This window comes from Streptomyces sp. NPDC050422 (genome assembly GCF_044458665.1).
GTDB lineage: Bacteria > Actinomycetota > Actinomycetes > Streptomycetales > Streptomycetaceae > Streptomyces.
On sequence record NZ_JBITIE010000018.1, the window covers coordinates 135443 to 158722 of the forward strand.

Sequence of the window (23280 nt, forward strand, 5' to 3'; positions counted from 1 at the left end):
CCGGTCACCGGTAGCCTTGCCGCCCGTGACCGAAACCCTCATCTGGACCGCCGTCGTGATCATCGCGATCGGCCTGTACCTCAGCTGGACCGCGGGCCGTCTCGACCGGCTGCACAGCCGGATCGACGCGGCCCGCGCCGCTCTCGACGCCCAACTGCTGCGCCGCGCCTCGGTCACCCAGGAACTCGCCACGTCCGGTGTCCTCGACCCGGCCGCCTCCATCGTGCTGTACGAGGCCGCGCACGCCGCCCGTCAGTCGGAGGGGGAGCACCGGGAGGTCGCCGAGAGCGAGCTGAGCACCGCCCTGCGCGCGGTGTTCGGCGAGCGGGCGCAGGTCGAGGCGGTGAAGGAGATCCCCGGCGGTGAGGAGGCCGCGTCCGAGCTGGCCGCGGCCGTGCGCCGGGTCCCGATGGCGCGCAGGTTCCACAACGACGCGGTGCGGGCGGCACGGGCGCTGCGCCGCCACCGCACGGTGCGCTGGTTCCGGCTGGCCGGACACGCCCCGTTCCCGCTGGCCTTCGAGATGGACGACGAGCCGCCGGTCGCCCTCGCGGACCGCCCGGTCAGCTGACCACGGCCGGCGTGGCGCGCGGCGGGGCCCGTGGCCCGCCGCCGTACCGGACAAAAACGATCCACCGGCCTCTCATTGGCCCTTGCTGTGGACTGGTCCTGGAGAGTTTGCTCAGCAGTGCATCAGCCCCGCACGTTCAGCAGCCCTTTCTCCCAGTGAGGTCGATCCGTGTCCACGAACCCCGCCACCCCGCAGTCCGCCGACGCCCCCGCCATCGGCACCGCCCGCGTCAAGCGCGGCATGGCCGAGCAGCTCAAGGGCGGCGTCATCATGGACGTCGTCAACGCCGAGCAGGCGAAGATCGCCGAGGACGCGGGCGCCGTGGCCGTCATGGCCCTGGAGCGGGTTCCGGCCGACATCCGCAAGGACGGCGGCGTGGCCCGGATGTCGGACCCGAACATGATCGAGGAGATCATCGAGTCCGTCTCCATCCCGGTGATGGCGAAGTCCCGCATCGGACACTTCGTCGAGGCCCAGGTCCTGCAGTCCCTCGGCGTCGACTACATCGACGAGTCCGAGGTCCTCACCCCGGCCGACGAGGTCAACCACAGCGACAAGTTCGCGTTCACCACCCCCTTCGTGTGCGGGGCCACCAACCTGGGCGAGGCCCTGCGCCGCATCGCCGAGGGCGCGGCCATGATCCGCTCGAAGGGCGAAGCCGGCACCGGCAACGTCGTCGAGGCCGTCCGTCACCTGCGCCAGATCAAGAACGAGATCGCCCGGCTGCGCGGCTACGACAACAACGAGCTCTACGCCGCCGCCAAGGACCTCCGCGCCCCGTACGAGCTGGTCAAGGAGGTCGCCGAGCTCGGCAAGCTGCCCGTCGTCCTCTTCTCCGCAGGTGGCGTCGCCACCCCGGCGGACGCCGCGCTGATGCGCCAGCTCGGTGCCGAGGGCGTCTTCGTCGGCTCCGGCATCTTCAAGTCCGGTGACCCGGCCAAGCGCGCCGCCGCCATCGTGAAGGCCACCACCTTCTACGACGACCCGAAGATCATCGCGGACGCCTCCCGCAACCTGGGCGAGGCCATGGTCGGCATCAACTGCGACACCCTGCCCGAGGCCGAGCGCTACGCCAACCGCGGCTGGTAGTCACTGATGAGCGACACCCCTGTGATCGGCGTCCTGGCTCTCCAGGGCGACGTGCGGGAACACCTGATCGCCCTGGCCTCGGCGGACGCCCTGGCCAGGCCGGTCCGGCGTCCCGAGGAACTCGCCGAGGTCGACGGCCTGGTCATTCCGGGCGGCGAGTCCACCACGATGTCCAAACTGGCCGCCCTGTTCGGCATGCTGGAACCCCTGCGCGAGCGGGTGCGGAACGGGATGCCCGTCTACGGCACCTGCGCCGGGATGATCCTGCTCGCGGACAAGATCCTCGACCCGCGCTCGGGCCAGGAGACCGTCGGCGGCATCGACATGATCGTGCGGCGTAACGCTTTCGGGCGGCAGAACGAGTCGTTCGAGGCGGCCGTCGAGGTGGCCGGGATCGAGGGCGGCCCGGTCGAGGGCGTCTTCATCCGGGCCCCCTGGGTCGAGTCCGTGGGCGTGCAGGCCAAGGTGGTGGCCGAGCACGGCGGCCACATCGTGGCGGTACGGCAGGGAAACGCCCTTGCCACGTCATTCCACCCGGAACTGACCGGCGACCACCGCCTTCACGCGTACTTCGTCGACATGGTGCGCGCAGTCAGCTGACTCGACCCCGGTAGGATCTCTCGGGTTCGTACGGAATTTGGTGACGCGAAGGAGAAGGCAGATGTCCGGCCACTCTAAATGGGCTACGACGAAGCACAAGAAGGCCGTGATTGACGCCAAGCGCGGCAAGCTCTTCGCGAAGCTGATCAAGAACATCGAGGTCGCGGCCCGCACCGGCGGGGTCGACCCCGAGGGCAACCCGACCCTTGTGGACGCGATCCAGAAGGCGAAGAAGAGCTCGGTCCCGAACAAGAACATCGACTCCGCGGTCAAGCGCGGTGGCGGTCTCGAAGCGGGCGGCGTCGACTACCAGACGATCATGTACGAGGGTTACGGCCCGAACGGTGTCGCGGTGCTCATCGAGTGCCTCACCGACAACCGCAACCGTGCCGCGTCCGACGTACGTGTCGCGATGACGCGCAACGGCGGCTCGATGGCCGACCCGGGCTCGGTCTCGTACCTGTTCAACCGCAAGGGCGTCGTCATCGTCCCCAAGGGTGAACTCTCCGAGGACGACGTGCTGGGCGCGGTGCTCGACGCCGGCGCCGAGGAGGTCAACGACCTCGGTGAGAGCTACGAGGTCGTCAGCGAGGCCACCGACATGGTCGCGGTCCGCACCGCGCTCCAGGAGGCGGGCATCGACTACGACTCGGCCGAGGCCAACTTCCTGCCCACCATGCAGGTCGACCTCGACGAGGAGGGCGCGCGCAAGATCTTCAAGCTGATCGACGCGCTGGAGGACAGCGACGACGTGCAGAACGTCTTCGCCAACTTCGACGTCTCCGACGAGGTCATGGAGAAGGTCGACGCCTGAGAGGCCGCAGGGCGACCTGCGCGGCTTTCCGTGGACGGGCCGACGGGGACACACCCCGTCGGCCCGTCGCATTGTCAGTGCGAGCCGATAGCCTGCGGGAACAGTTGACCGAACGGCAGGGAGGGGACGAATCGTGCGGGTACTCGGCGTGGACCCCGGACTCACGCGGTGCGGCGTCGGAGTCGTCGAAGGCGTCGCGGGCCGGCCCCTGACGATGCTCGGCGTCGGAGTCGTGCGCACACCCGCCGACGCGGAGCTCGGACACCGGCTGGTGGCCATCGAGCGCGGCATCGAGGAGTGGCTCGACGAGCACCGGCCCGAATACGTCGCCGTGGAGCGGGTGTTCGCCCAGCACAACGTCCGTACGGTGATGGGCACCGCCCAGGCCAGCGCGGTCGCCATGCTGTGCGCGTCCCGCCGCGGCATCCCGGTCGCCCTGCACACGCCCAGTGAGGTCAAGGCCGCCGTCACCGGCAGCGGGCGCGCGGACAAGGCGCAGGTCGGCGCCATGGTCACCCGGCTCCTGCGCCTGGACGCCCCGCCGAAACCGGCGGACGCGGCCGACGCCCTCGCCCTCGCCATCTGCCACATCTGGCGCGCCCCCGCGCTGGGCCGCCTCCAGCAGGCGCACGCGGCCGCCGCAGCGGCTGCCCGCACCCCGCGCGTCCCGCGCACCGCAGCAGCCCCCGTCCGGAAGGTCCCCCGATGATCGCCTTCGTCAGCGGCCCCGTCGCCGCGCTCGCCCCGACCACGGCCGTGATCGAGGTCGGCGGCATCGGCATGGCCGTCCAGTGCGCACCGAACACCCTCGCCGGCCTCCGTATCGGCAAGGAGGCCAAGCTCGCCACCTCCCTCGTCGTACGGGAGGACTCGCTGACGCTCTACGGCTTCGCCGACGACGACGAACGACAGATCTTCGAGCTCCTCCAGACCGCCAGCGGGGTCGGACCCAGGCTCGCCCAGGCCATGCTCGCCACGCACAGCCCGGACGCCCTGCGCATCGCCGTGGCCACCGGCGACGAGAAGGCGCTCACCGCCGTCTCCGGCATCGGCAAGAAGGGCGCGCAGAAACTCCTGCTCGAACTGAAGGACAGGCTCGGCGAGCCCGTCGGCGCCCACATCGGCCAGCAGGGCATCGGCACCGCGGTCTCCGCCGCATGGCGCGACCAGCTCCACGCCGCACTGATCGGTCTCGGGTACGCGACCCGCGAGGCGGACGAGGCCGTGTCCGCCGTGGCACCGCAGGCGGAGGCGGCCCTCGCGGAGGGCGCCCAGCCGCCCGTGCCGCAGCTGCTGCGCGCCGCCCTGCAGAGCCTCAACCGAGCGCGCTGAGCGGACCCGGGCACACACCCCTGACGCCCGGCCCGGCACCCGACGGACCGGCACCGAAACACCCGAGGCGGGACTGACGAGATGAACTGGGACGAGACCGGCCCCGACACCGACGAGCTCCTCGACGAGCGGCTCGTCGACGCCGGCGCGGACGGTGAGGACACCGCGGTCGAAGCGGCGCTGCGCCCCAAGGACCTCGACGAGTTCGTCGGCCAGGAGAAGGTGCGCGAACAGCTCGACCTCGTCCTCAAGGCGGCCAGGGCCCGCGGCGCCACCGCCGACCACGTGCTGCTGTCCGGCGCCCCCGGCCTGGGCAAGACCACCCTCTCGATGATCATCGCGGCGGAGATGAACGCGCCGATCCGGATCACCTCCGGACCCGCCATTCAGCACGCGGGCGATCTGGCGGCGATCCTGTCCTCGCTCCAGGAGGGCGAGGTCCTCTTCCTCGACGAGATCCACCGCATGTCCCGGCCCGCCGAGGAGATGCTCTACATGGCGATGGAGGACTTCCGGGTCGACGTGATCGTCGGCAAGGGCCCCGGGGCCACCGCCATCCCGCTGGAACTGCCGCCCTTCACCCTGGTCGGCGCGACCACCAGGGCCGGACTGCTGCCGCCCCCGCTGCGCGACCGCTTCGGCTTCACCGGGCACATGGAGTTCTACGCCCCCACCGAACTGGAACGGGTGATTCACCGCTCGGCGGGCCTCCTGGACGTCGAGATAGACGTCGAGGGCGCCGCCGAGATCGCAGGGCGCTCCCGTGGCACGCCCCGTATCGCCAACCGGCTGCTGCGCCGCGTCCGGGACTACGCCCAGGTCAAGGCCGACGGCAGGATCGACCGGGAGATCGCCGCCGCGGCGCTGCGGGTGTACGAGGTCGACGCCCGGGGTCTGGACCGGCTGGACCGGGCGGTCCTCGGCGCCCTGCTGAAGCTTTTCGGCGGCGGCCCGGTCGGTCTGTCGACCCTCGCGGTCGCCGTGAGCGAGGAGCGCGAGACGGTCGAGGAGGTCGCAGAGCCCTTCCTCGTACGGGAAGGACTGCTGGCCAGGACGCCGCGGGGGCGCGTCGCCACCCCGGCGGCCTGGGCCCACCTCGGGCTGGTCCCGCCGCAGGATGGCGGAAAGGGACAACAGGGTCTGTTCGGGGCGTGATGCATCACAGGTTGACCCACAGAGGAACCACGGTGCCATGCTGGGCGTTGTTCCATCGATGCGGACTCGCTTAGACTCCGCCGATGCCGCCCTTAAAGGTCGGTGTACCCACCCCCGTAGACCAGGCCGCCTTCCAGCGCGGTCGTGCGAAGGAAAATCGTCCCGTGAATCCCGTGACTCTCCTCCCCTTCATCGTGCTCATCGGGGCCATGTTCCTGATGACGCGGTCCGCCAAGAAGAAGCAGGCGGCGGCTGCGAACATGCGCAATGAAATGCAGCCCGGTACCGGCGTCCGGACGATCGGGGGCATGTACGCCACCGTCAAGGAGCTTCACGACGACTCGGTCCTCCTTGAGATCGCCCCCGGCGTCCACGCCGTCTACGCGAAGAACTCCATCGGTGCCGTCCTCGACGACGCGGAGTACAACCGCATCGTCCACGGTGACGAAGAGGAGCTCGACGTCGACGGCGCGGTCGTGCCGGACGACGCCTCCTCGCTGACCGAGGCCGACGCCGCTGACGAGTCCGCCGACGAGGCGAAGACCGACCTGGTCAAGAAGACCGAGGCGGACGACGTCGAGCAGGCCGACGACAAGGCCGACAAGAAGTCCGACGGCAAGGCCGACGGCGAGGCCGACGCGAAGTAGCACACGACCCGGGGATGCCGTGAGCCCACAGGCATCCGGCCATCCCCGGACCGTGCGGTCTTCTGCGGGGGCGGGTCCCCACTAAACTTCGTGGCCGCTCGGGCGCGTACCCGGCGCGGGGCGGTTGGACAGGGAGAAACGAGAAGGTGGCAGCACCGAAGAAGGGCCGAGGACCGGCCGGCGGTCAGGGCAAGCCGGGGCGTTCCCTGGCTTTGATCCTGATCGCCATGGTCGCTCTCACCGGCGGGATGTTCCTGGCCCACCAGCCGACGCCGCGACTCGGCATCGACCTGGCGGGCGGCACGTCCATCACGCTGGAGGCGAAGGCCGAGCCCGGCCAGGAATCGGCGATCAACAAGACCAACATGGACACGGCGGTCCGCATCATGGAACGCCGCGTCAACGGTCTTGGCGTCTCCGAGGCCGAGGTCCAGACCCAGGGCGATCGCAACATCATCGTCAACATCCCCAAGGGCACGAACTCCGCCCAGGCCCGTGAGCAGGTCGGTACGACCGCGAAGCTCTACTTCCGGCCCGTGCTGACCGTCGCCCAGGGGACGCCGACGCCCGCGCCGAGCGCCTCGTCCACCGACAAGGCCAGCCCGTCCGCCACGCCGAGCACCTCCGCCTCGGACAAGGCGAGCAGCCCCTCCACGAAGCCCGACGCGAGCGCCACCACCCAGGGCCGCGCGGTCACCGGCGCCCTGAAGGCGGACTCAACGCCCACGCCCAAGGCCAGCACCACGCCGAAGGCCAGCACCACGCCGGAGGCGAGCTCCACCCCGACCGCCTCCGCCGAGGAGCAGGCGGCCGCGGCGGATCTGCAGAAGAAGTTCGAGGCGCTGGACTGCTCCAGCAAGGCCTCCCGCTCCAAGGCGAGCAAGGGCACCAAGGCCACTGACACGGTCGTCGCCTGTGAGCAGGACGGCAGCGCCAAGTACGTGCTCGGCCCGGCCGAGGTCGACGGCACGGATGTCGACAGTGCCAAGGCGGCGATCAACCAGCAGTCCGGTCAGTGGATCGTTCAGATGGAGTTCACCGGCGGCGGCGCCAAGAAGTTCCACACGACCACGGGCAAGCTCGCCCAGCAGCAGTCGCCGCAGAACCAGTTCGCCATCGCGCTCGACGGCGAAGTCGTCTCGGCACCCTCCGTGAGCCAGGCGCTGAGCGCCAGCGCCGAGATCTCCGGCAGCTTCACCCAGCAGTCCGCCGAGGACCTGGCCAACGTGCTCTCCTACGGCGCGCTGCCGCTCTCCTTCCAGGAGCAGAGCGTCACCACCGTCACCGCCGCCCTCGGTGGCGAGCAGCTCCGCGCAGGCCTCATCGCCGGAGCCATCGGCCTGGCCCTCGTGGTCATCTACCTGGTGGCCTACTACCGCGGGCTGGCGTTCATCGCGCTCCTCAGCCTCCTGGTCTCGGGCATCCTGACCTACACGATCATGTCGCTGCTCGGCCCGGCCATCGGCTTCGCGCTGAACCTGCCCGCGGTCTGCGGAGCCATCGTGGCGATCGGTATCACCGCGGACTCGTTCATCGTGTACTTCGAACGCATCCGGGACGAGATCCGCGAGGGGCGCACCCTGCGCCCGGCCGTCGAACGGGCCTGGCCGCGCGCCAGGCGCACCATCCTCGTCTCCGACTTCGTGTCGTTCCTGGCGGCGGCGGTCCTGTTCGTGGTCACCGTCGGCAAGGTCCAGGGCTTCGCGTTCACGCTGGGTCTCACCACCCTGCTCGACGTGGTCGTGGTCTTCCTCTTCACCAAGCCCGTCATGACGCTCATGGCCCGCACGAAGTTCTTCGCGAGCGGTCACCCGTGGTCCGGACTGGACCCGAAGCGGCTCGGCGCCAAGCCGCCGCTGCGCCGTTCGCGCCGTGTCAACGCCCCCACCGACCCGAAGGAGGCGTGAGATGTCGCGACTCGGCAATCTGGGCGCCCGTCTCTACCGCGGCGAGGTCGGTTACGACTTCATCGGCAACCGCAAGATCTGGTACGGCATCTCGATCCTGATCACCATCACGGCCGTCGTCGGCCTGGCGGTCAGCGGCCTGAACATGGGCATCGAGTTCAAGGGCGGTGCCGTCTTCACCACGCCGAAGACGAGCGTCTCCGTCTCCGAGGCGGAGGACCTGGCGACCGAGGCCTCGGGACACCAGGCCATCGTCCAGAAGCTGGGCAACGGCGGTCTGCGCATCCAGATCACCGAGGTCGACACCGCGAAGTCCGACCAGATCAAGGGCGAGCTCTCCAAGGGCCTCGACGTCTCGGAAGAGAAGATCGCCGCCGACCTGGTCGGCCCCAGCTGGGGTGAGCAGATCGCCAACAAGGCCTGGACCGGCCTCGGCGTCTTCATGGTCCTCGTCGTGATCTACCTGGCGATCGCCTTCGAATGGCGGATGGCCATCGCGGCCCTCGTCGCCCTGATCCACGACATCACCATCACGGTCGGTGTCTACGCGCTCGTCGGCTTCGAGGTCACCCCGGGCACGGTGATCGGTCTGCTGACGATCCTCGGTTACTCCCTCTACGACACGGTCGTCGTCTTCGACAGCCTCAAGGAGGGCACGAAGGGGATCACCAAGCAGACCCGGTGGACGTACAGCGAGATCGCCAACCGCTCCATCAACGGCACGCTGGTCCGCTCGATCAACACCACGGTCGTCGCCCTGCTGCCGGTCGCCGGTCTGCTGTTCATCGGTGGCGGTGTCCTCGGCGCCGGCATGCTGAACGACATCTCGCTGGCCCTCTTCGTCGGCCTCGCCGCCGGTGCGTACTCCTCGATCTTCATCGCCACTCCGCTCGTCGCCGACCTCAAGGAACGCGAACCGCAGATGAAGGCGCTGAAGAAGCGGATCCTCGCCAAGCGCGCCGCCGCCGCAGCCAAGGGCGAGCTGAACGAGGCCGAGCAGGAGGACGAGCGGTCCCCCGAGGACACCGCGCCCGCCGGTGCGGTCGTCGGCCAGCGCCAGGAGCCCCCCAGGGGCCACGGCCGGACCCCGGGGAAGCGTCGATGACCAGCACCACCGAGAGCACCAGGGAACTGCTGCTCAGCCGGATCCGTGATGTGGCGGACTACCCGAAGCCGGGCGTGATGTTCAAGGACATCACCCCGCTGCTCGCGGACCCGGTCGCGTTCACGGCCCTCACCGACGCCCTCGCGGAACTGTGCGTACGGCACGGAGCCACGAAGATCGTCGGCCTGGAGGCCCGCGGCTTCATCCTGGCCGCACCGGTCGCCGTACGGGCCGGCCTCGGCTTCATCCCCGTCCGCAAGGCCGGGAAGCTGCCCGGAGCCACGCTCGGCCAGGCGTACGAGCTGGAGTACGGCACCGCGGAGATCGAGGTCCACGCGGAGGACCTGTCGGCCGACGACCGTGTCATGGTCATCGACGACGTCCTGGCCACCGGCGGCACCGCCGGGGCCTCGCTGGAGCTGATCCGGCGGGCCGGAGCCACGGTCGCCGGCGTCTGCGTCCTCATGGAGCTCGGTTTCCTGGCCGGCCGTGAACGCCTGACGCCGCACCTGCAGGGCGCTCCGCTGGAGGCCCTGATCACGGTCTGAGCGGCCGCCCCGAAGGCAGTCCGCACAGCCTAGTCGCACACCGCGGCGGGCACCCGGGAACAACCGGGTGCCCGTTTCGCGTTGTGAGGGCTCTCACCGTCCCCGGGGGAGCTCCGGCCGCAGGGTCGATACGATGGCCTTTCCGGGTGTCCGGATCCGCACGAGGAGCGCTCTTGCCAGACGAGGCCCAGCCAGTCGCCGCCCCGCAGCCCGACAAGCCCGAGGCGGCCCCAGCCACGCCCGCGAAGCAGCAGCCCGCGGAGAAGCCGAAGCCCCCGGCGCCCGAGCCCGGGGCGGGCCCGGCCCCCGCCGAGGCGAACGGGCCCGCGCCCGCTTCCCCCGCGCAGCCGGCCGTCCCCGCCTCCCCGGCCCCCACCGCACCGAAGCCGCCCGCCAAACCCGCGGCGACGCCGGCCACCCCCGCGGGACCGGTCGCCCGTACAGGCGGCGGCTCGTCCAACCGGGTCCGGGCCAGGCTGGCCCGCCTGGGCGTCCAGCGCTCCAGCCCGTACAACCCGGTGCTGGAACCGCTGCTGCGTACCGTCCGCATCAACGACGCCAAGATCGAGTCGTCCACGCTGCGCCAGATCGAGAAGGCCTACCAGGTCGCCGAGCGCTGGCACCGCGGCCAGAAGCGCAAGAGCGGCGACCCGTACATCACGCATCCGCTCGCCGTGACGACGATCCTCGCCGAGCTGGGTATGGATCCGGCCACGCTGATGGCGGGTCTGCTGCACGACACCGTCGAGGACACCGAGTACGGCCTGGACACCCTGCGCCGCGACTTCGGCGACCAGGTCGCCCTGCTGGTCGACGGCGTCACCAAGCTGGACAAGGTCAAGTTCGGCGAGGCCGCGCAGGCCGAGACCGTACGCAAGATGGTCGTCGCCATGGCCAAGGACCCCCGGGTCCTCGTCATCAAGCTCGCCGACCGGCTGCACAACATGCGCACCATGCGCTACCTCAAGCGGGAGAAGCAGGAGAAGAAGGCCCGCGAGACGCTGGAGATCTACGCCCCGCTGGCCCACCGCCTGGGCATGAACACCATCAAGTGGGAGCTGGAGGACCTCGCCTTCGCGATCCTCTACCCCAAGATGTACGACGAGATCGTCCGTCTCGTCGCCGAGCGGGCGCCCAAGCGCGACGAATACCTCGCCATAGTGACCGACGAGGTCCAGTCCGACCTGCGTGCCGCCCGGATCAAGGCCACCGTCACCGGACGGCCGAAGCACTACTACAGCGTCTACCAGAAGATGATCGTGCGGGGCCGGGACTTCGCCGAGATCTACGACCTGGTGGGCATCAGGGTGCTCGTCGACACGGTCCGCGACTGCTACGCGGCGCTCGGCACGGTGCACGCGCGATGGAATCCGGTCCCCGGCCGGTTCAAGGACTACATCGCGATGCCCAAGTTCAACATGTACCAGTCACTGCACACCACGGTGATCGGCCCCAGCGGCAAGCCCGTCGAGCTGCAGATCCGTACGTTCGACATGCACCGCCGTGCCGAGTACGGCATCGCCGCGCACTGGAAGTACAAGCAGGAGGCCGTCGCGGGTGCCTCCAAGGTGCGCACCGACGTCCCCAAGAACACCGGCCGCGGCCAGGACACCGTCAACGACATGGCGTGGCTGCGCCAGCTCCTGGACTGGCAGAAGGAGACCGAGGACCCCAGCGAGTTCCTGGAGTCCCTGCGCTTCGACCTCTCCCGCAACGAGGTCTTCGTCTTCACGCCCAAGGGCGACGTCATAGCGCTTCCGGCGGGGGCGACACCGGTCGACTTCGCGTACGCCGTCCATACGGAGGTCGGCCACCGGACCATAGGCGCACGGGTCAACGGGCGGCTCGTACCGCTCGAGTCGACGCTCGACAACGGCGACCTGGTCGAGGTCTTCACCTCCAAGGCGGCCGGCGCCGGGCCCTCCCGCGACTGGCTCGGCTTCGTCAAGTCGCCGCGGGCCCGCAACAAGATCCGTGCCTGGTTCTCCAAGGAGCGCCGGGACGAGGCGATCGAGCAGGGCAAGGACTCCATCGCGCGGGCCATGCGCAAGCAGAACCTGCCGATCCAGCGGATCCTGACGGGCGACTCCCTGGTCACCCTCGCCCACGAGATGCGCTACCCCGACATCTCGTCCCTCTACGCCGCGATCGGCGAGGGACATGTGGCGGCGGCCGGCGTCGTACAGAAGCTTGTGCAGGCGCTCGGCGGCGAAGACGCGGCCAACGAGGACCTGGCGGAGAGCTCCCCGCCCTCGCACGGCCGCAACAAGCGCCGGGCGAAGGCGGACCCGGGCGTCGTCGTCAAGGGCGTCGAGGACGTCTGGGTCAAGCTGGCCCGCTGTTGCACGCCCGTGCCCGGCGACCCGATCATCGGCTTCGTCACCCGGGGCAGCGGCGTCTCCGTGCACCGGGCCGACTGCGTGAACGTCGACTCGCTGTCCCAGCAGCCGGAACGGATCCTGGAGGTCGAGTGGGCCCCCACCCAGTCTTCTGTCTTCCTGGTCGCCATCCAGGTCGAGGCGCTGGACCGGTCCCGGCTCCTGTCGGACGTCACGCGGATCCTGTCCGACCAGCACGTCAACATCCTGTCCGCGGCCGTGCAGACGTCCCGCGACCGGGTGGCCACCTCGCGCTTCACCTTCGAGATGGGCGACCCCAAGCACCTGGGCCACGTCCTGAAGGCCGTACGGGGCGTTGAGGGCGTCTACGACGTCTACCGGGTGACCTCGGCCCGCAGGCCGTAACGGAGAGCCTGAGGGCACGTCCCAGGGCATGGAGCGGCCCCCGGTACGTATCGCGTACCGGGGGCCGCTCCATGCCCTGCCGCGGCTCGGTCAGCCGCCGAACTCCTCCAGGCCCTTGAGCGCCTGGTCCAGGAGGGCCTGCCGGCCCTCCAGCTCACGGGCCAGCTTGTCGGCCCTGGAGTTGTTGCCCGAGGTGCGAGCGGTGTCGATCTGCGTACGCAGCTTGTCGACGGCCGCCTGGAGCTGCCCGGTCAGACCCGCGGCACGGGCCCGTGCCTCCGGATTGGTCCGGCGCCACTCCGACTCTTCGGCCTCCTGGAGCGCGCGCTCCACCGCCTGCATCCGCCCCTCGACCTTCGGGCGGGCGTCACGCGGCACATGGCCGATGGCCTCCCAGCGCTCGTTGAGAGACCTGAACGCGGCCCTGGCCGCCTTCAGGTCCTTCACCGGCACCAGCTTCTCGGCCTCCACGGCGAGCTCCTCCTTGAGCTGGAGGTTCTCGCCCTGCTCCGCGTCACGCTCCGCGAAGACCCCGCTGCGCGCGGCGAAGAAGACGTCCTGGGCGCCGCGGAAACGCTCCCAGAGGTCGTCCTCGGCCTCGCGCTGGGCGCGGCCCGCCGCCTTCCAGTCGGTCATCAGGTCGCGGTAGCGTGCGGCCGTCGCGCCCCAGTCCGTGGACCTGGAGAGCGCCTCGGCCTCGACGACCAGCTTCTCCTTGACCTTGCGGGCATCCTCGCGCTGCGCGTCCAGCGCGGCGAAGTGGGCCTTGCGGCGCTTGGAGAACGCCGAGCGCGCGTGCGAGAAGCGGTGCCACAGCTCGTCGTCCGACTTGCGGTCGAGCCGCGGCAGGCCCTTCCACGTGTCGACGAGTGCGCGCAGCCGCTCGCCCGCGGAGCGCCACTGCTCGCTCTGCGCCAGCTCCTCGGCCTCGACGACCAGCGCCTCCTTGGCGTGCTTCGCCTCGTCGGTCTGCTTCGCCTTCTGGGCCTTGCGCTCCTCGCGCCGTGAGTCGACCGTCGCGACCAGCGCGTCCAGCCGCTTGCGCAAGGCGTCCAGGTCGCCGACGGCGTGGTGCTCGTCGACCTGCCCGCGCAGATGCTCGATGGCGGTCGTCGCGTCCTTCGCCGACAGGTCGGTGGTCTTCACCCGCCGTTCGAGGAGGCCGATTTCGACCACAATGCCCTCATACTTGCGCTCGAAATAAGCCAGGGCCTCCTCCGGAGATCCGGCCTGCCACGATCCGACGACCTGCTCGCCATCGGCTGTACGCACGTACACGGTGCCTGTCTCGTCGACACGGCCCCACGGGTCGCTGGTCACAGCGCCTCCTCCACCTGATGCCCGTGAGGGGGTTGGCCCCCCTGGCATCGTCCACAGTTTCCTGGGGCGGGCTGCGCCCGCCCTGCACAACGCCAATCTAGGCGACGGGTCGCCCGGCTGTCCGCACTCAGCGCGGCCGAAATTGGCCCGACCGGCACCTGAGGCTGTCCGAAGTCCCGCGTCTGCGCCCCGACACCCGGCACGCGCACCGATCGCACGCACCGACCGCCGCTGCGCCCGCGCTTCGCGCGGACTACGCGGGATTCCAGACAGGACCTGGGGCCGATCCGGCCGGCCCGGCCGCGGTTCAGCCCTTGTCGACGGCCGCCTTCGAGATGTTCACGGCCTTCTTCGGTGCACCGTCGGCAGCGCCGCCGGCGACTCCCGCCTTGCCGATGGCCTCGACGGCCTTCAGCGAGTCCGCGTCCATCGTGCCGAACGGCGTGTAGCTGGGCGGCAGTTTGCTGTCCTTGTAGACGAGGAAGAACTGGCTGCCGCCGGTGTGCGCCTGGCCGGTGTTGGCCATCGCCACCGTGCCGGCCGGGTATGTCACCGTGCCGTCGGCGCCCGCCTTGCCCAGCGCGGTCAGGTTCTCGTCGGGAATCGTGTAGCCGGGACCACCGGTTCCGTCACCCTTCGGGTCGCCGCACTGCAGGACGAAGATGCCGTCCGTGGTCAGCCGGTGACACTTGGTGCCGTCGAAGAACTTCTTGTCGGCCAGCGACTTGAAGGAGTTCGTCGTGTGCGGCGTCTTCGCCGCGTCCATCGCGAACGATATGTCGCCCTGGCTCGTCTTGAGCGACATCGTGTACGTCGACTTCTTGTCGATCTTCATCGCGGGCTCGGGCGCGGTCTTCTCGCTCGCCGTGGGAGTGGGAGTGGGCGAGGCAGCGGCCGACGGGCTCTGACTCGCGGCCGCGTCGGCCTTGTTGTCCTTGTCGTCGCTGCCGCTGGTGGCGAAGTACGTAGCACCACCGATGACCGCCGCCACAGCCACCGCGGAGGCGATGATGACTGTCAGCCGCCGCGTTTTGTGGCGGGCCTCCTCCCGGCGCTGCTGCTGCCGCTCGAACTTCTCCCTGGCGAGCTGCCGCCGCCGCTGATCGCTGCTGACCACCGGGTGATCTCCTTGTACGTCGTGTGATCGGGCCTGGGTTGCCCCGTACCGTATATGGGTTAGCTGTGGAATGAGGAGCGCCGGTAGGCTCTGAACTGCTGCGACCTCGCAGCCGACCTCCCTCGTCAAACGACCATTAAGGACGATCGTGCTCATTGCCGGGTTCCCCGCCGGGGCCTGGGGGACCAACTGTTACCTGGTCGCCCCCGCCGCAGGTGAGGAGTGCGTGATCATCGACCCGGGCCACCAGGCCGCCTCCGGGGTCGAGGAAGCGCTGAAGAAGCATCGGCTGAAGCCCGTCGCCGTCGTCCTCACCCACGGCCACATCGACCACGTCGCCTCGGTCGTCCCGGTGTGCGGCGCGCACGACGTCCCCGCCTGGATCCACCCCGAGGACCGCTACATGATGAGTGACCCGGAGAAGGCCCTCGGCCGCTCCATCGGGATGCCGCTCATGGGCGAGCTGACAGTGGGGGAGCCGGACGACGTCAAGGAGCTGAGCGACGGTGCGCAGCTGCTGCTGGCGGGCATGGAGTTCGGCGTCTCGCATGCGCCCGGCCATACCAAGGGGTCGGTGACGTTCAGGATGCCCGAGGTCGCGGAGGTTCCGCAGATCCTCTTCTCGGGCGACCTGCTCTTCGCCGGCTCCGTCGGACGCACCGACCTGCCCGGCGGCGACCACGCCGAGCTCCTCGAGTCGCTGGCCCGTGTGTGCCTGCCGCTCGACGACTCGACCGTGGTGCTGTCCGGCCACGGCCCCCAGACGACCATCGGCCGCGAGCGCGCCACCAATCCGTATCTGAACGGTATGGACGCGCCCCGACGAGGAATGTGACGAGAGCGAAATCGTGAGCACCTTCAAGGCCCCCAAGGGCACGTACGACCTGACCCCGCCCGACTCCGCGAAGTACCTCGCCGTGCGTGAGGCGATCTCCGCACCGCTGAAGAACTCCGGCTACGGCTACATCGAGACCCCCGGCTTCGAGGACGTGGCCCTCTTCTCCCGCGGCGTCGGCGAGTCCACCGACATCGTGAGCAAGGAGATGTACACCCTCACCACCAAGGGCGGCTCCGAGCTCGCCCTGCGCCCCGAAGGCACCGCGTCCGTCCTGCGCGCCGCCCTGGAGGCCAACCTCCACAAGCTCGGCAACCTGCCGGTCAAGCTCTGGTACTCCGGCTCGTACTACCGCTACGAGCGCCCGCAGAAGGGCCGCTACCGCCACTTCTCGCAGGTCGGCGCCGAGGCGATCGGTGCCGAGGACCCGGCCCTGGACGCCGAGCTGATCATCCTGGCCGACCAGGCGTACCGCACCCTGGGCCTGCGCGAGTTCCGCATCCTGCTGAACTCGCTGGGCGACAAGGAGTGCCGGCCCGTCTACCGCGACGCGCTCCAGGGCTTCCTGCGCGAGCTCGACCTCGACGAGGAGACCCGCCGGCGCATCGAGATCAACCCGCTCCGGGTCCTCGACGACAAGCGCCCCGAGGTTCAGAAGCAGCTGACCGGCGCACCCGTGCTCCGCGACTACCTGTGCGACGCCTGCAAGGCGTACCACGAGGAGGTCCGGGACCTGCTCAACGCGGCAGGTGTCGTGTACGAGGACGACGAGAAGCTCGTCCGCGGCCTCGACTACTACACCCGCACCACCTTCGAGTTCGTCCACGACGGTCTGGGCTCGCAGTCGGCGGTCGGCGGCGGCGGCCGGTACGACGGCCTGTCCGAGATGATCGGTGGCCCCGCGCTGCCGTCGGTCGGCTGGGCGCTCGGCGTGGACCGCACCGTGCTCGCCCTGGAGGCGGAGGGCATCGAGCTCGAACTGCCCTCCACCACCAGCGTCTTCGCCGTTCCGCTGGGCGAGGAGGCGCGGCGTGTGCTGTTCGGCGTCGTCACCCAGCTGCGCCGCGAAGGCGTGGCCGCGGACTTCGCGTTCGGAGGCCGCGGTCTCAAGGGTGCGATGAAGAGCGCCAACCGCTCGGGCGCGCGCTTCACGATCGTGGCCGGAGAGCGCGACCTGGCCGAGGGGAACGTCCAGCTCAAGGACATGGAGTCCGGCGAGCAGACGGCCGTGCCCCTGGCCGATGTGGCCGAGGCGGTCCGCACGCGCCTCGCGTGAACCAGCCGTTGCGGGCAGGCCGAGCCGCCTGCCCGCGACGGGGACCCGCCCCACAGCCCTGCCGTCAACCTGGTGGGCGCGTATTCATCCTGCCGGGCGATTCCGGTCCGGAGGCGGACGTGACACCAGAGAGCGGGCCGCATCTCCTCCGAGGGTGTGCGCAGAGCCGCTCAGCACGGCGGTGGCGGCCCAACACCCCCTGGTTCCCAGCCGTGTGAGTCCGCACCGGTGCGCGCATCTTTATGTTCATCGAACGGAAGACCGGTGCGCCCGTACGGCACAATGACCGTGCCCCAGCAGGCCACTCACTGACGGAACGGCGATATGACGACTGCAGCGGTTGACCACCCCTCCTCCTACCAGGACGAGGACGGCGGGAAGAGGACCATCGGCGGCAGTCGCGCGCTGGCACTGCTGCTGGTGATCACGGGCGCTGCCGGACTCCTCGCCGCCTGGGTCATCACGCTCGACAAGCTCAAGATGATGGAGGATCCCACCTTCGTCCCGGGCTGCAGTCTCAACCCGGTGGTGGCCTGCGGCAACATCATGAAGAGCGAGCAGGCGTCGGCCTTCGGATTCCCCAACCCGTGGCTCGGCATGGCCACCTACCCCGTGATCATCGGGATCGGTCTGGCACTGCTCGCCGGAGCGCGCTTCCGCGGCTGGTACTGGCTGGGGATGAACGCGGGCACGCTGTTCGGCGTCGGCTTCTGCACCTGGCTCCAGTACCAGTCGCTGTACAACATCAACTCGCTGTGCCTGTGGTGCTGCCTGGCCTGGGTCGCCACGATCCTCATGTTCTGCTACGTCACCACGCACAACATCAAGCACCGGATCATTCCCGCGCCGAACTGGCTGCGCAACGGCCTCACCGAGTTCCACTGGGTGCCCCCCGTCCTGTGGATCGGCATCATCGGCATGCTGATCCTGACCCGCTGGTGGGACTTCTGGACCAGCTGAGCGGCCTGCCCGGGGTGCCGGCCCCGTCCCGGCCCGGCCGGGATGTCAGTGCGGTGACATAGGCTTCAAAACGTGGAGCCCGACCTTTTTACCGCAGCTGCCGAAGACCGCCAGGAGAAGGACCCGTCCAGCAGCCCTCTCGCTGTCCGGATGCGTCCTCGAACCCTCGACGAGGTCATGGGCCAGCAGCATCTGCTCAAGCCGGGCTCGCCACTGCGCCGCCTCGTCGGCGAGGGGAGCGGGGGACCGGCCGGGCCGTCGTCGGTGATCCTCTGGGGCCCGCCCGGCATCGGGAAGACGACCCTGGCGTACGTGGTCAGCAAAGCCACGAACAAACGATTTGTCGAGCTTTCCGCGATCACCGCCGGCGTCAAGGAAGTACGCGCCGTGATCGAGAGCGCCCGTCGCGCCACCGGCGGCTACGGCAAGGAGACCGTCCTGTTCCTGGACGAGATCCACCGTTTCTCCAAGGCGCAGCAGGACTCCCTGCTCCCGGCCGTGGAGAACCGCTGGGTCACGCTGATCGCCGCGACCACCGAGAACCCCTACTTCTCGATCATCTCCCCGCTCCTGTCGCGCTCGCTGCTGCTGACGCTGGAGTCGCTGACCGACGACGACCTCCGCGACCTGCTGCGCCGTGCCCTGACCGACGAGCGCGGACTCGGCGGCGCGGTGACGCTGTCCGAGGACGCCCAGGCGCATCTGCTGCGCATCGCCGGGGGTGACGCGCGCCGGGCACTGACGGCGCTGGAGGCGGCGGCCGGTGCGGCGATGTCCAAGCAGGAGGAGGAGATCACCCTCCTCACGCTGGAGGAGACCGTCGACCGGGCGGCGGTGAAGTACGACCGGGACGGCGACCAGCACTACGACGTGGCGAGTGCGCTGATCAAGTCGATCCGCGGGTCCGATGTCGATGCGGCGCTGCACTATCTGGCCCGGATGATCGAGGCGGGGGAGGACCCCCGGTTCATCGCCCGGCGGCTGATGATCTCGGCCAGCGAGGACATCGGTCTCGCCGACCCCTCGGCGCTGTCCACCGCGGTCGCGGCGGCCCAGGCGGTCGCGATGATCGGTTTCCCGGAGGCGGCGCTCACCCTCAGCCACGCCACCATCGCGCTGGCGCTCGCCCCGAAGTCCAACGCGGCGACGCTGGCGATCTTCGCGGCCCAGGACGACGTACGGAAGGGGCTGGCAGGGCCAGTCCCGGCCCATCTGCGTGACGGCCACTACAAGGGCGCCGCCAAGCTCGGCCACGCACAGGGCTACGTCTATCCGCACGATGTCCCCGGCGGCATCGCCGCCCAGCAGTACGCCCCGGACGCGGTCCGCGACAAGCGCTACTACCGGCCCACCCGCTACGGCGCCGAGGCGCGGTACGCGGATGTCGCGGACCGGGTCCGCGAGCGTCTGGGCCACACGGACACCGGCGGCGCGAGTGCGCCGGACAGCCCGTAGGGGGCCGGTCTCAGTGCGCGGCCGCGTCGAAGAGGGTGCGGATGGCGTGGCGCAGTTCCACCAGGTCGCGCACCGGCTCGGGGAATTCGAAGCGGGCGTCGAAGCAGGGCCCGTTCCGCTCGAAGAAGCGGACCCGCAGTCCGAGACGGTCCAGCGCGACCGGTACGACGGACGGCGGGTTCTCCGTGCCGGCCCGGTCCGCCCGCTCGCCGAGCAGCTCGCACAGCGTCCCCAGCCGGTCGCCGTGCGCCGCGTGCAGATGCTGCAGCAGCTCCGCCTCGTGGGCGGCGAGCGGGTCGGCGGCCGCATCCCTCAGCTCCTCCGGCTCGACCGCCTCCGCGCCCCAGAGGTCCTCGATGTGGGCCTCACCCGTCTCCAGCCGCAGCAGCATCCGGCCGGGACCCGCGATCCCGGGTACGGAAGTGAGCCATCCGCAGACGCGGGCCCGGCCGCGGATGCGGTGCGGTACGGCGACCGGGGCGACGTCCGTGATCTCCAGCACGGCCGTGAGCTCGTCGTCCTGGGCATGGGTCGCGGCCCGCACAGCCGGGGAATCAGCGGGGAGTTCGAGGAAGAGATCACCGTCCGGACCCATGGTCCGGGACAGCGGCATCAGCTGGTCCGAGGCCGCGGTCTCCAGCCCGGGGATGAGCAGTACCGCGGAGCAGGTACTCTGTACGAGAGTTCGTGTGCGTTCGGCTGCTGACGGCATCCGAGTGTTTTCAAGCCCGCTGGGACGCGGCTGACCACGATCAGATCGGCCTTCCGTCGTAGCAGCACTTCTATGGGTGCTGCCGCTGTCTGTGCTGTCCGTGACGTGTGTGGTGTTCCCAGGGCGAGACATGCGATCTCCTTGAGTAAGGTGAGCCTAACCTAACCTACAACGGAGGTCTGGAGAACGTGCCTAATCAGTCGCGTCCCAAGGTCAAGAAGAGCCGCGCGCTCGGCATTGCGCTGACGCCGAAGGCCGTCAAGTACTTCGAGGCCCGCCCCTACCCGCCGGGCGAGCACGGCCGTGGCCGCAAGCAGAACTCGGACTACAAGGTCCGTCTGCTCGAGAAGCAGCGTCTGCGCGCCCAGTACGACATCAGCGAGCGCCAGATGGCGCGTGCCTACGACCGCGCCAAGAAGGCCGAAGGCAAGACGGGCGAGGCGCTCGTCGTCGAGCTCGAGCGCCGCCTCGACGCGCTGGTCCTGCGTTCTGGTATCGCCAAGACGATCTACCAGGCCCGCCAGATGGTCGTCCACGGCCACATCGAGGTCAACGGTGGCAAGGTCGACAAGCCGTCGTTCCGTGTCCGTCCGGACGACATCATCATGGTCCGCGAGCGCAGCCGCGAGAAGTACCCCTTCCAGGTTGCCCGCGAGGGTGGTTACGACACCGACGGTGAGACCCCGCGCTACCTGCAGGTGAACCTGAAGGCCCTGGCCTTCCGCCTTGACCGGGACCCGAACCGCAAGGAAATCCCCGTGATCTGCGACGAGCAGCTCGTCGTCGAGTACTACGCCCGCTGATTCAGGCGTAGCCGCTCTTCACCGGCGCTCAGGCCCGCCCCTCCCCGATGGGGGAGGCGGCGGGCTTTCGCGTACTCGGGGACGACGACTCCGGTGCCTCCTGCCGCCGCTCGCCGGGCCGGCCCGACAAGGCCCTGGCCACCACCGCGTCCGTGCTCAGCACACCGCCGGCACCGCGCTCCGACGCGTACAGCACCCCGCCCAGCTCATGACGGGCCAGCTCCTCGCACCGGGCCCGGGGCCTGCCGTAGTGCGCCGAACCGAACAGCGGCAGCCCCACCGAAGGCCAGATCCGGTCGGCGGCCCCCTGCAGCAGAGCCGCTTCCGCCGCGTCGCCCTCGACCACCGTCACGAGTGCCAGCAGTTCCAGGCTGAGCACGGTGCCCAGACGGTCGTGGAAGGTGTGACTGATGGCCAGCGACTCCCCGAGCAGTTCCCGGGCCCGGGCGGGGAGGCCCCGCTGGAGTGCGGCGAAGCCGAGGACGTACAGCGCGTAGCTGAGCGCCCACCGCTCCCCGTGGTCCTCGCAGATCTCCCGGACCTCTTCGCAGATCACGACCGCGCCGTCCAGGTCGCCCTGGAAGCCGACCGTCATGGCCAGCTCGACCTGGGCCATCAGTACGTTGCTGTTCAGCTCGCCGAGCTCCCGGTAGCGGCCGAGCGCCTCCTGCAGCAGTTCGTGCGCGCGCGTCATGTCGTCCGTGACCAGGGCCAGGCAGCCCGTGCGGTGTACCGCGTACGCCGACGCGACGGTGTCACCCGCCAGATCCGCCTCCTCCCGGCACTCGGTGAGCGCCGAGATCGCGCCCACCGGATCGCCCTGGAGGGCCGCGACGTACCCGAGCACCCACAGCGCCTTCAGCCGGGAGGTGTCGTACGGCGTCTCCTCCTCCCGTACGTGCTCCAGCCAGTGCCGACCCTCCGAGAGACGTCCGCAGCCGACCCACAGGAACCAGAGCGTGCCCGCCAGGTACTGCGCGAGGTGCGCTTCCTCGGGGCTCTCCAGCGAACACTCCATCGCCCGCCGCAGATTCGGCAGCTCGCTCTCCACCCGGGCGGCCACCTCCGCCTGCCGCGGGCTGAACCAGTCGAGCTCGCACCAGGTCGCCAGCCCCAGGAACCAGTCCCGGTGACGGCGGCGCAGCCGGTCCGTGTCCCCCGTGGCCGCCAGCCACTCGGCGCCGTACTCCCGCACCGTGTCCAGCATCCGGTAGCGGGCGCCGACGGCCGATTCCTCCCGCAGCACCACGGACTGCGCCAGCAGCCCGGACAGCACGTCCAGCACCGAATCGGCCGGCAGATCGCGGCCGCTGCAGATGTACTCGGCCGCCTCCAGGTCGAACTGCCCGGCGAAGACGGACAGCCGGGCCCACAGCAGCCGCTGTTCCGGGGCGCAGAGTTCATGACTCCAGCCGATGGCCGTGCGGAGCGTCTGGTGGCGGGCGAGCGCGCTGCGGCTGCCGCCGGTCAGCAGCCGGAAGCGGTCGTCCAGCCGCTGCAGCACCTGCTCCGTCGACAGCGCGCGCAGCCGGCCGGCGGCCAGTTCCAGCGCGAGCGGAATGCCGTCGAGGCGCCGGCAGAGCTCCAGAGCGGCATCCTGGGTGTGCTCCGTCAGCCGGAACCCGGGCTGCACCGAGGCGGCCCGCTCGGCGAAGAGCAGCAACGCGTCCTCGTCGCTCATCGTCGCGAGCGGGTAGCCGCTCTCGCCGTCGAGGTCCAGCGGCAGCCGGCCGGCGGCCAGCACGCGCAGCCCCGGGGCGCGGCGCAGCAGATCCCGTACCAACTCCGCACAGGCGTCGACCAGATGCTCGAATCCGTCGATCACCAGGAGGAGCCGGCGCTCGGAGCAGTGTTCGAGGAGGGTCGAGCGGGGCGGCCGGCTCGTGTGGTCCGTGAGCCCCAGCGCGTCGACGACGGCGTGCTCCAGCAGCGCCGGATCGTGGACCGCGGACAGCTCCACCAGCCAGACCCCGTCGCAGTACCGTTTCTCCAGAAGCGCCGCCACCCTGGTGACCAGCCGGGTCTTGCCGACCCCTCCCACCCCGACGACGGTGACCAGCCGCGACTGCTCCAGCAGCCCGACGACATCGGCCAGTTCGCCGTCGCGCCCCACGAATCTGTTCAGCTCCGCCGGGAGATTGCCCGGGTGACAGGGTGCGGCCGCCTCGGGGGAGGCGGCCGGTGGGCTCGAATCGTCGGGGGACGGAAAGGGGCGCTGAGTGCGTCGCATGAAACACACAGAGTACTGGCCCGAAAGCGCTCCGTACAATCTCGTTGCCGGAACTCCCGC

Annotated in this window: 20 protein-coding genes and 1 pseudogene; 17 read left to right on the forward strand and 4 right to left on the reverse strand. The window is 70.0% G+C overall.

Features of this window, described 5'->3' with window-relative positions:
- Nucleotides 1–25 precede the first annotated feature (25 nt).
- From ACIBJG_RS27640 to ACIBJG_RS27695, 12 genes are all read left to right on the forward strand, one after another.
- On the forward strand, nt 26–571 hold the full coding sequence (locus ACIBJG_RS27640; protein WP_399311379.1) for a hypothetical protein: 546 nt from the start codon (nt 26–28) through the stop codon (nt 569–571).
- A 168-nt stretch (nt 572–739) separates the two neighbouring features.
- A complete protein-coding gene (gene pdxS / locus ACIBJG_RS27645; protein ID WP_399311381.1) occupies nt 740–1660 on the forward strand; it encodes a pyridoxal 5'-phosphate synthase lyase subunit PdxS in 921 nt (306 codons plus the stop codon).
- Nucleotides 1661–1666: 6 nt separating this feature from the next.
- Entirely contained in the window at nt 1667–2260 is a 594-nt protein-coding gene (gene pdxT, locus ACIBJG_RS27650; protein WP_399311383.1) for a pyridoxal 5'-phosphate synthase glutaminase subunit PdxT, read from the forward strand.
- Nucleotides 2261–2321: 61 nt separating this feature from the next.
- Nucleotides 2322–3074 carry a YebC/PmpR family DNA-binding transcriptional regulator gene (locus ACIBJG_RS27655; RefSeq protein ID WP_123468415.1) on the forward strand — a complete coding sequence of 251 codons (753 nt, stop codon included), beginning with the start codon at nt 2322–2324 and terminating at the stop codon, nt 3072–3074.
- Between the two features lie 133 nt (nt 3075–3207).
- The gene (gene ruvC, locus ACIBJG_RS27660) at nt 3208–3783 is read left to right on the forward strand and encodes a crossover junction endodeoxyribonuclease RuvC (protein WP_399311384.1); all 576 of its coding nucleotides are present in this window, start codon (nt 3208–3210) and stop codon (nt 3781–3783) included.
- Entirely contained in the window at nt 3780–4406 is a 627-nt protein-coding gene (gene ruvA, locus ACIBJG_RS27665) for a Holliday junction branch migration protein RuvA (RefSeq protein WP_399311386.1), read from the forward strand. The genes ruvC and ruvA overlap by 4 nt, the downstream gene beginning before the upstream one ends.
- Nucleotides 4407–4487: 81 nt before the next feature.
- Nucleotides 4488–5561, forward strand: a complete 1074-nt coding sequence (gene ruvB / locus ACIBJG_RS27670; protein ID WP_399311388.1) for a Holliday junction branch migration DNA helicase RuvB — start codon at nt 4488–4490, stop codon at nt 5559–5561.
- 164 nt (nt 5562–5725) lie between these two features.
- Complete coding sequence (yajC, locus tag ACIBJG_RS27675; protein ID WP_399311390.1) at nt 5726–6208, forward strand: preprotein translocase subunit YajC; 483 nt, start codon at nt 5726–5728, stop codon at nt 6206–6208.
- 146 nt (nt 6209–6354) lie between these two features.
- Complete coding sequence (gene secD, locus ACIBJG_RS27680) at nt 6355–8115, forward strand: protein translocase subunit SecD (RefSeq protein WP_399311392.1); 1761 nt, start codon at nt 6355–6357, stop codon at nt 8113–8115.
- A 1-nt stretch (nt 8116) separates the two neighbouring features.
- On the forward strand, nt 8117–9220 hold the full coding sequence (gene secF, locus ACIBJG_RS27685; protein ID WP_399311394.1) for a protein translocase subunit SecF: 1104 nt from the start codon (nt 8117–8119) through the stop codon (nt 9218–9220).
- Nucleotides 9217–9768 carry an adenine phosphoribosyltransferase gene (locus tag ACIBJG_RS27690; protein ID WP_399311396.1) on the forward strand — a complete coding sequence of 184 codons (552 nt, stop codon included), beginning with the start codon at nt 9217–9219 and terminating at the stop codon, nt 9766–9768. Before secF ends, ACIBJG_RS27690 begins: the two co-directional genes overlap by 4 nt.
- A 173-nt stretch (nt 9769–9941) precedes the next feature.
- Entirely contained in the window at nt 9942–12512 is a 2571-nt protein-coding gene (locus ACIBJG_RS27695) for a RelA/SpoT family protein (protein WP_399311399.1), read from the forward strand.
- 90 nt (nt 12513–12602) lie between these two features.
- Here the strand turns inward: ACIBJG_RS27695 and ACIBJG_RS27700 are convergent, their stop codons facing one another.
- Nucleotides 12603–13832, reverse strand: coding sequence for a DUF349 domain-containing protein (locus ACIBJG_RS27700; protein WP_399311401.1), 1230 nt, complete (start codon nt 13830–13832; stop codon nt 12603–12605).
- A 307-nt stretch (nt 13833–14139) separates the two neighbouring features.
- Complete coding sequence (locus ACIBJG_RS27705; RefSeq protein ID WP_399311403.1) at nt 14140–14949, reverse strand: peptidylprolyl isomerase; 810 nt, start codon at nt 14947–14949, stop codon at nt 14140–14142.
- 148 nt (nt 14950–15097) lie between these two features.
- On the opposite strand from ACIBJG_RS27705, the gene ACIBJG_RS27710 reads away from it, so the two are divergent.
- The 4 genes from ACIBJG_RS27710 to ACIBJG_RS27725 all read left to right on the forward strand — a co-directional run bounded on the left by ACIBJG_RS27710 (nt 15098) and on the right by ACIBJG_RS27725 (nt 19475).
- A complete protein-coding gene (locus tag ACIBJG_RS27710) occupies nt 15098–15784 on the forward strand; it encodes an MBL fold metallo-hydrolase (protein WP_399311405.1) in 687 nt (228 codons plus the stop codon).
- A 13-nt stretch (nt 15785–15797) separates the two neighbouring features.
- Nucleotides 15798–17060, forward strand: coding sequence for a histidine--tRNA ligase (gene hisS, locus ACIBJG_RS27715; protein WP_399311407.1), 1263 nt, complete (start codon nt 15798–15800; stop codon nt 17058–17060).
- A gap of 324 nt (nt 17061–17384) precedes the next feature.
- A complete protein-coding gene (locus ACIBJG_RS27720) occupies nt 17385–18020 on the forward strand; it encodes a vitamin K epoxide reductase family protein (protein WP_399311409.1) in 636 nt (211 codons plus the stop codon).
- 72 nt (nt 18021–18092) lie between these two features.
- Nucleotides 18093–19475: a replication-associated recombination protein A gene (locus tag ACIBJG_RS27725; RefSeq protein WP_399311411.1), complete on the forward strand. Its 1383-nt coding sequence runs from the start codon at nt 18093–18095 to the stop codon at nt 19473–19475.
- Between the two features lie 10 nt (nt 19476–19485).
- On the opposite strand, the gene ACIBJG_RS27730 is transcribed toward ACIBJG_RS27725, so the two are convergent.
- Nucleotides 19486–20187, reverse strand: coding sequence for a DUF2470 domain-containing protein (locus ACIBJG_RS27730; RefSeq protein WP_399311413.1), 702 nt, complete (start codon nt 20185–20187; stop codon nt 19486–19488).
- A 188-nt stretch (nt 20188–20375) separates the two neighbouring features.
- Between ACIBJG_RS27730 and rpsD the strand changes: the two genes are divergently transcribed.
- Nucleotides 20376–20990 carry a 30S ribosomal protein S4 gene (gene rpsD, locus ACIBJG_RS27735; RefSeq protein ID WP_326735107.1) on the forward strand — a complete coding sequence of 205 codons (615 nt, stop codon included), beginning with the start codon at nt 20376–20378 and terminating at the stop codon, nt 20988–20990.
- A gap of 18 nt (nt 20991–21008) precedes the next feature.
- Here rpsD and ACIBJG_RS27740 read toward each other — a convergent pair.
- A pseudogene (locus tag ACIBJG_RS27740) lies at nt 21009–23220 on the reverse strand (ATP-binding protein).
- Between the last annotated feature and the right edge of the window lie 60 nt (nt 23221–23280).

Bases quoted from the DNA above. Each gene is read 5' to 3' on its own strand.
- ACIBJG_RS27690 (WP_399311396.1), top strand. From the start codon at position 9,217: ATGACCAGCACCACCGAGAGCACCAGGGAACTGCTGCTCAGCCGGATC.
- ACIBJG_RS27730 (WP_399311413.1), bottom strand. From the start codon at position 20,187: ATGCCGTCAGCAGCCGAACGCACACGAACTCTCGTACAGAGTACCTGC.
- ACIBJG_RS27720 (WP_399311409.1), top strand. From the start codon at position 17,385: ATGACGACTGCAGCGGTTGACCACCCCTCCTCCTACCAGGACGAGGAC.
- ACIBJG_RS27655 (WP_123468415.1), top strand. From the start codon at position 2,322: ATGTCCGGCCACTCTAAATGGGCTACGACGAAGCACAAGAAGGCCGTG.
- ruvB (WP_399311388.1), top strand. From the start codon at position 4,488: ATGAACTGGGACGAGACCGGCCCCGACACCGACGAGCTCCTCGACGAG.
- pdxT (WP_399311383.1), top strand. From the start codon at position 1,667: ATGAGCGACACCCCTGTGATCGGCGTCCTGGCTCTCCAGGGCGACGTG.
- ruvA (WP_399311386.1), top strand. From the start codon at position 3,780: ATGATCGCCTTCGTCAGCGGCCCCGTCGCCGCGCTCGCCCCGACCACG.
- secF (WP_399311394.1), top strand. From the start codon at position 8,117: ATGTCGCGACTCGGCAATCTGGGCGCCCGTCTCTACCGCGGCGAGGTC.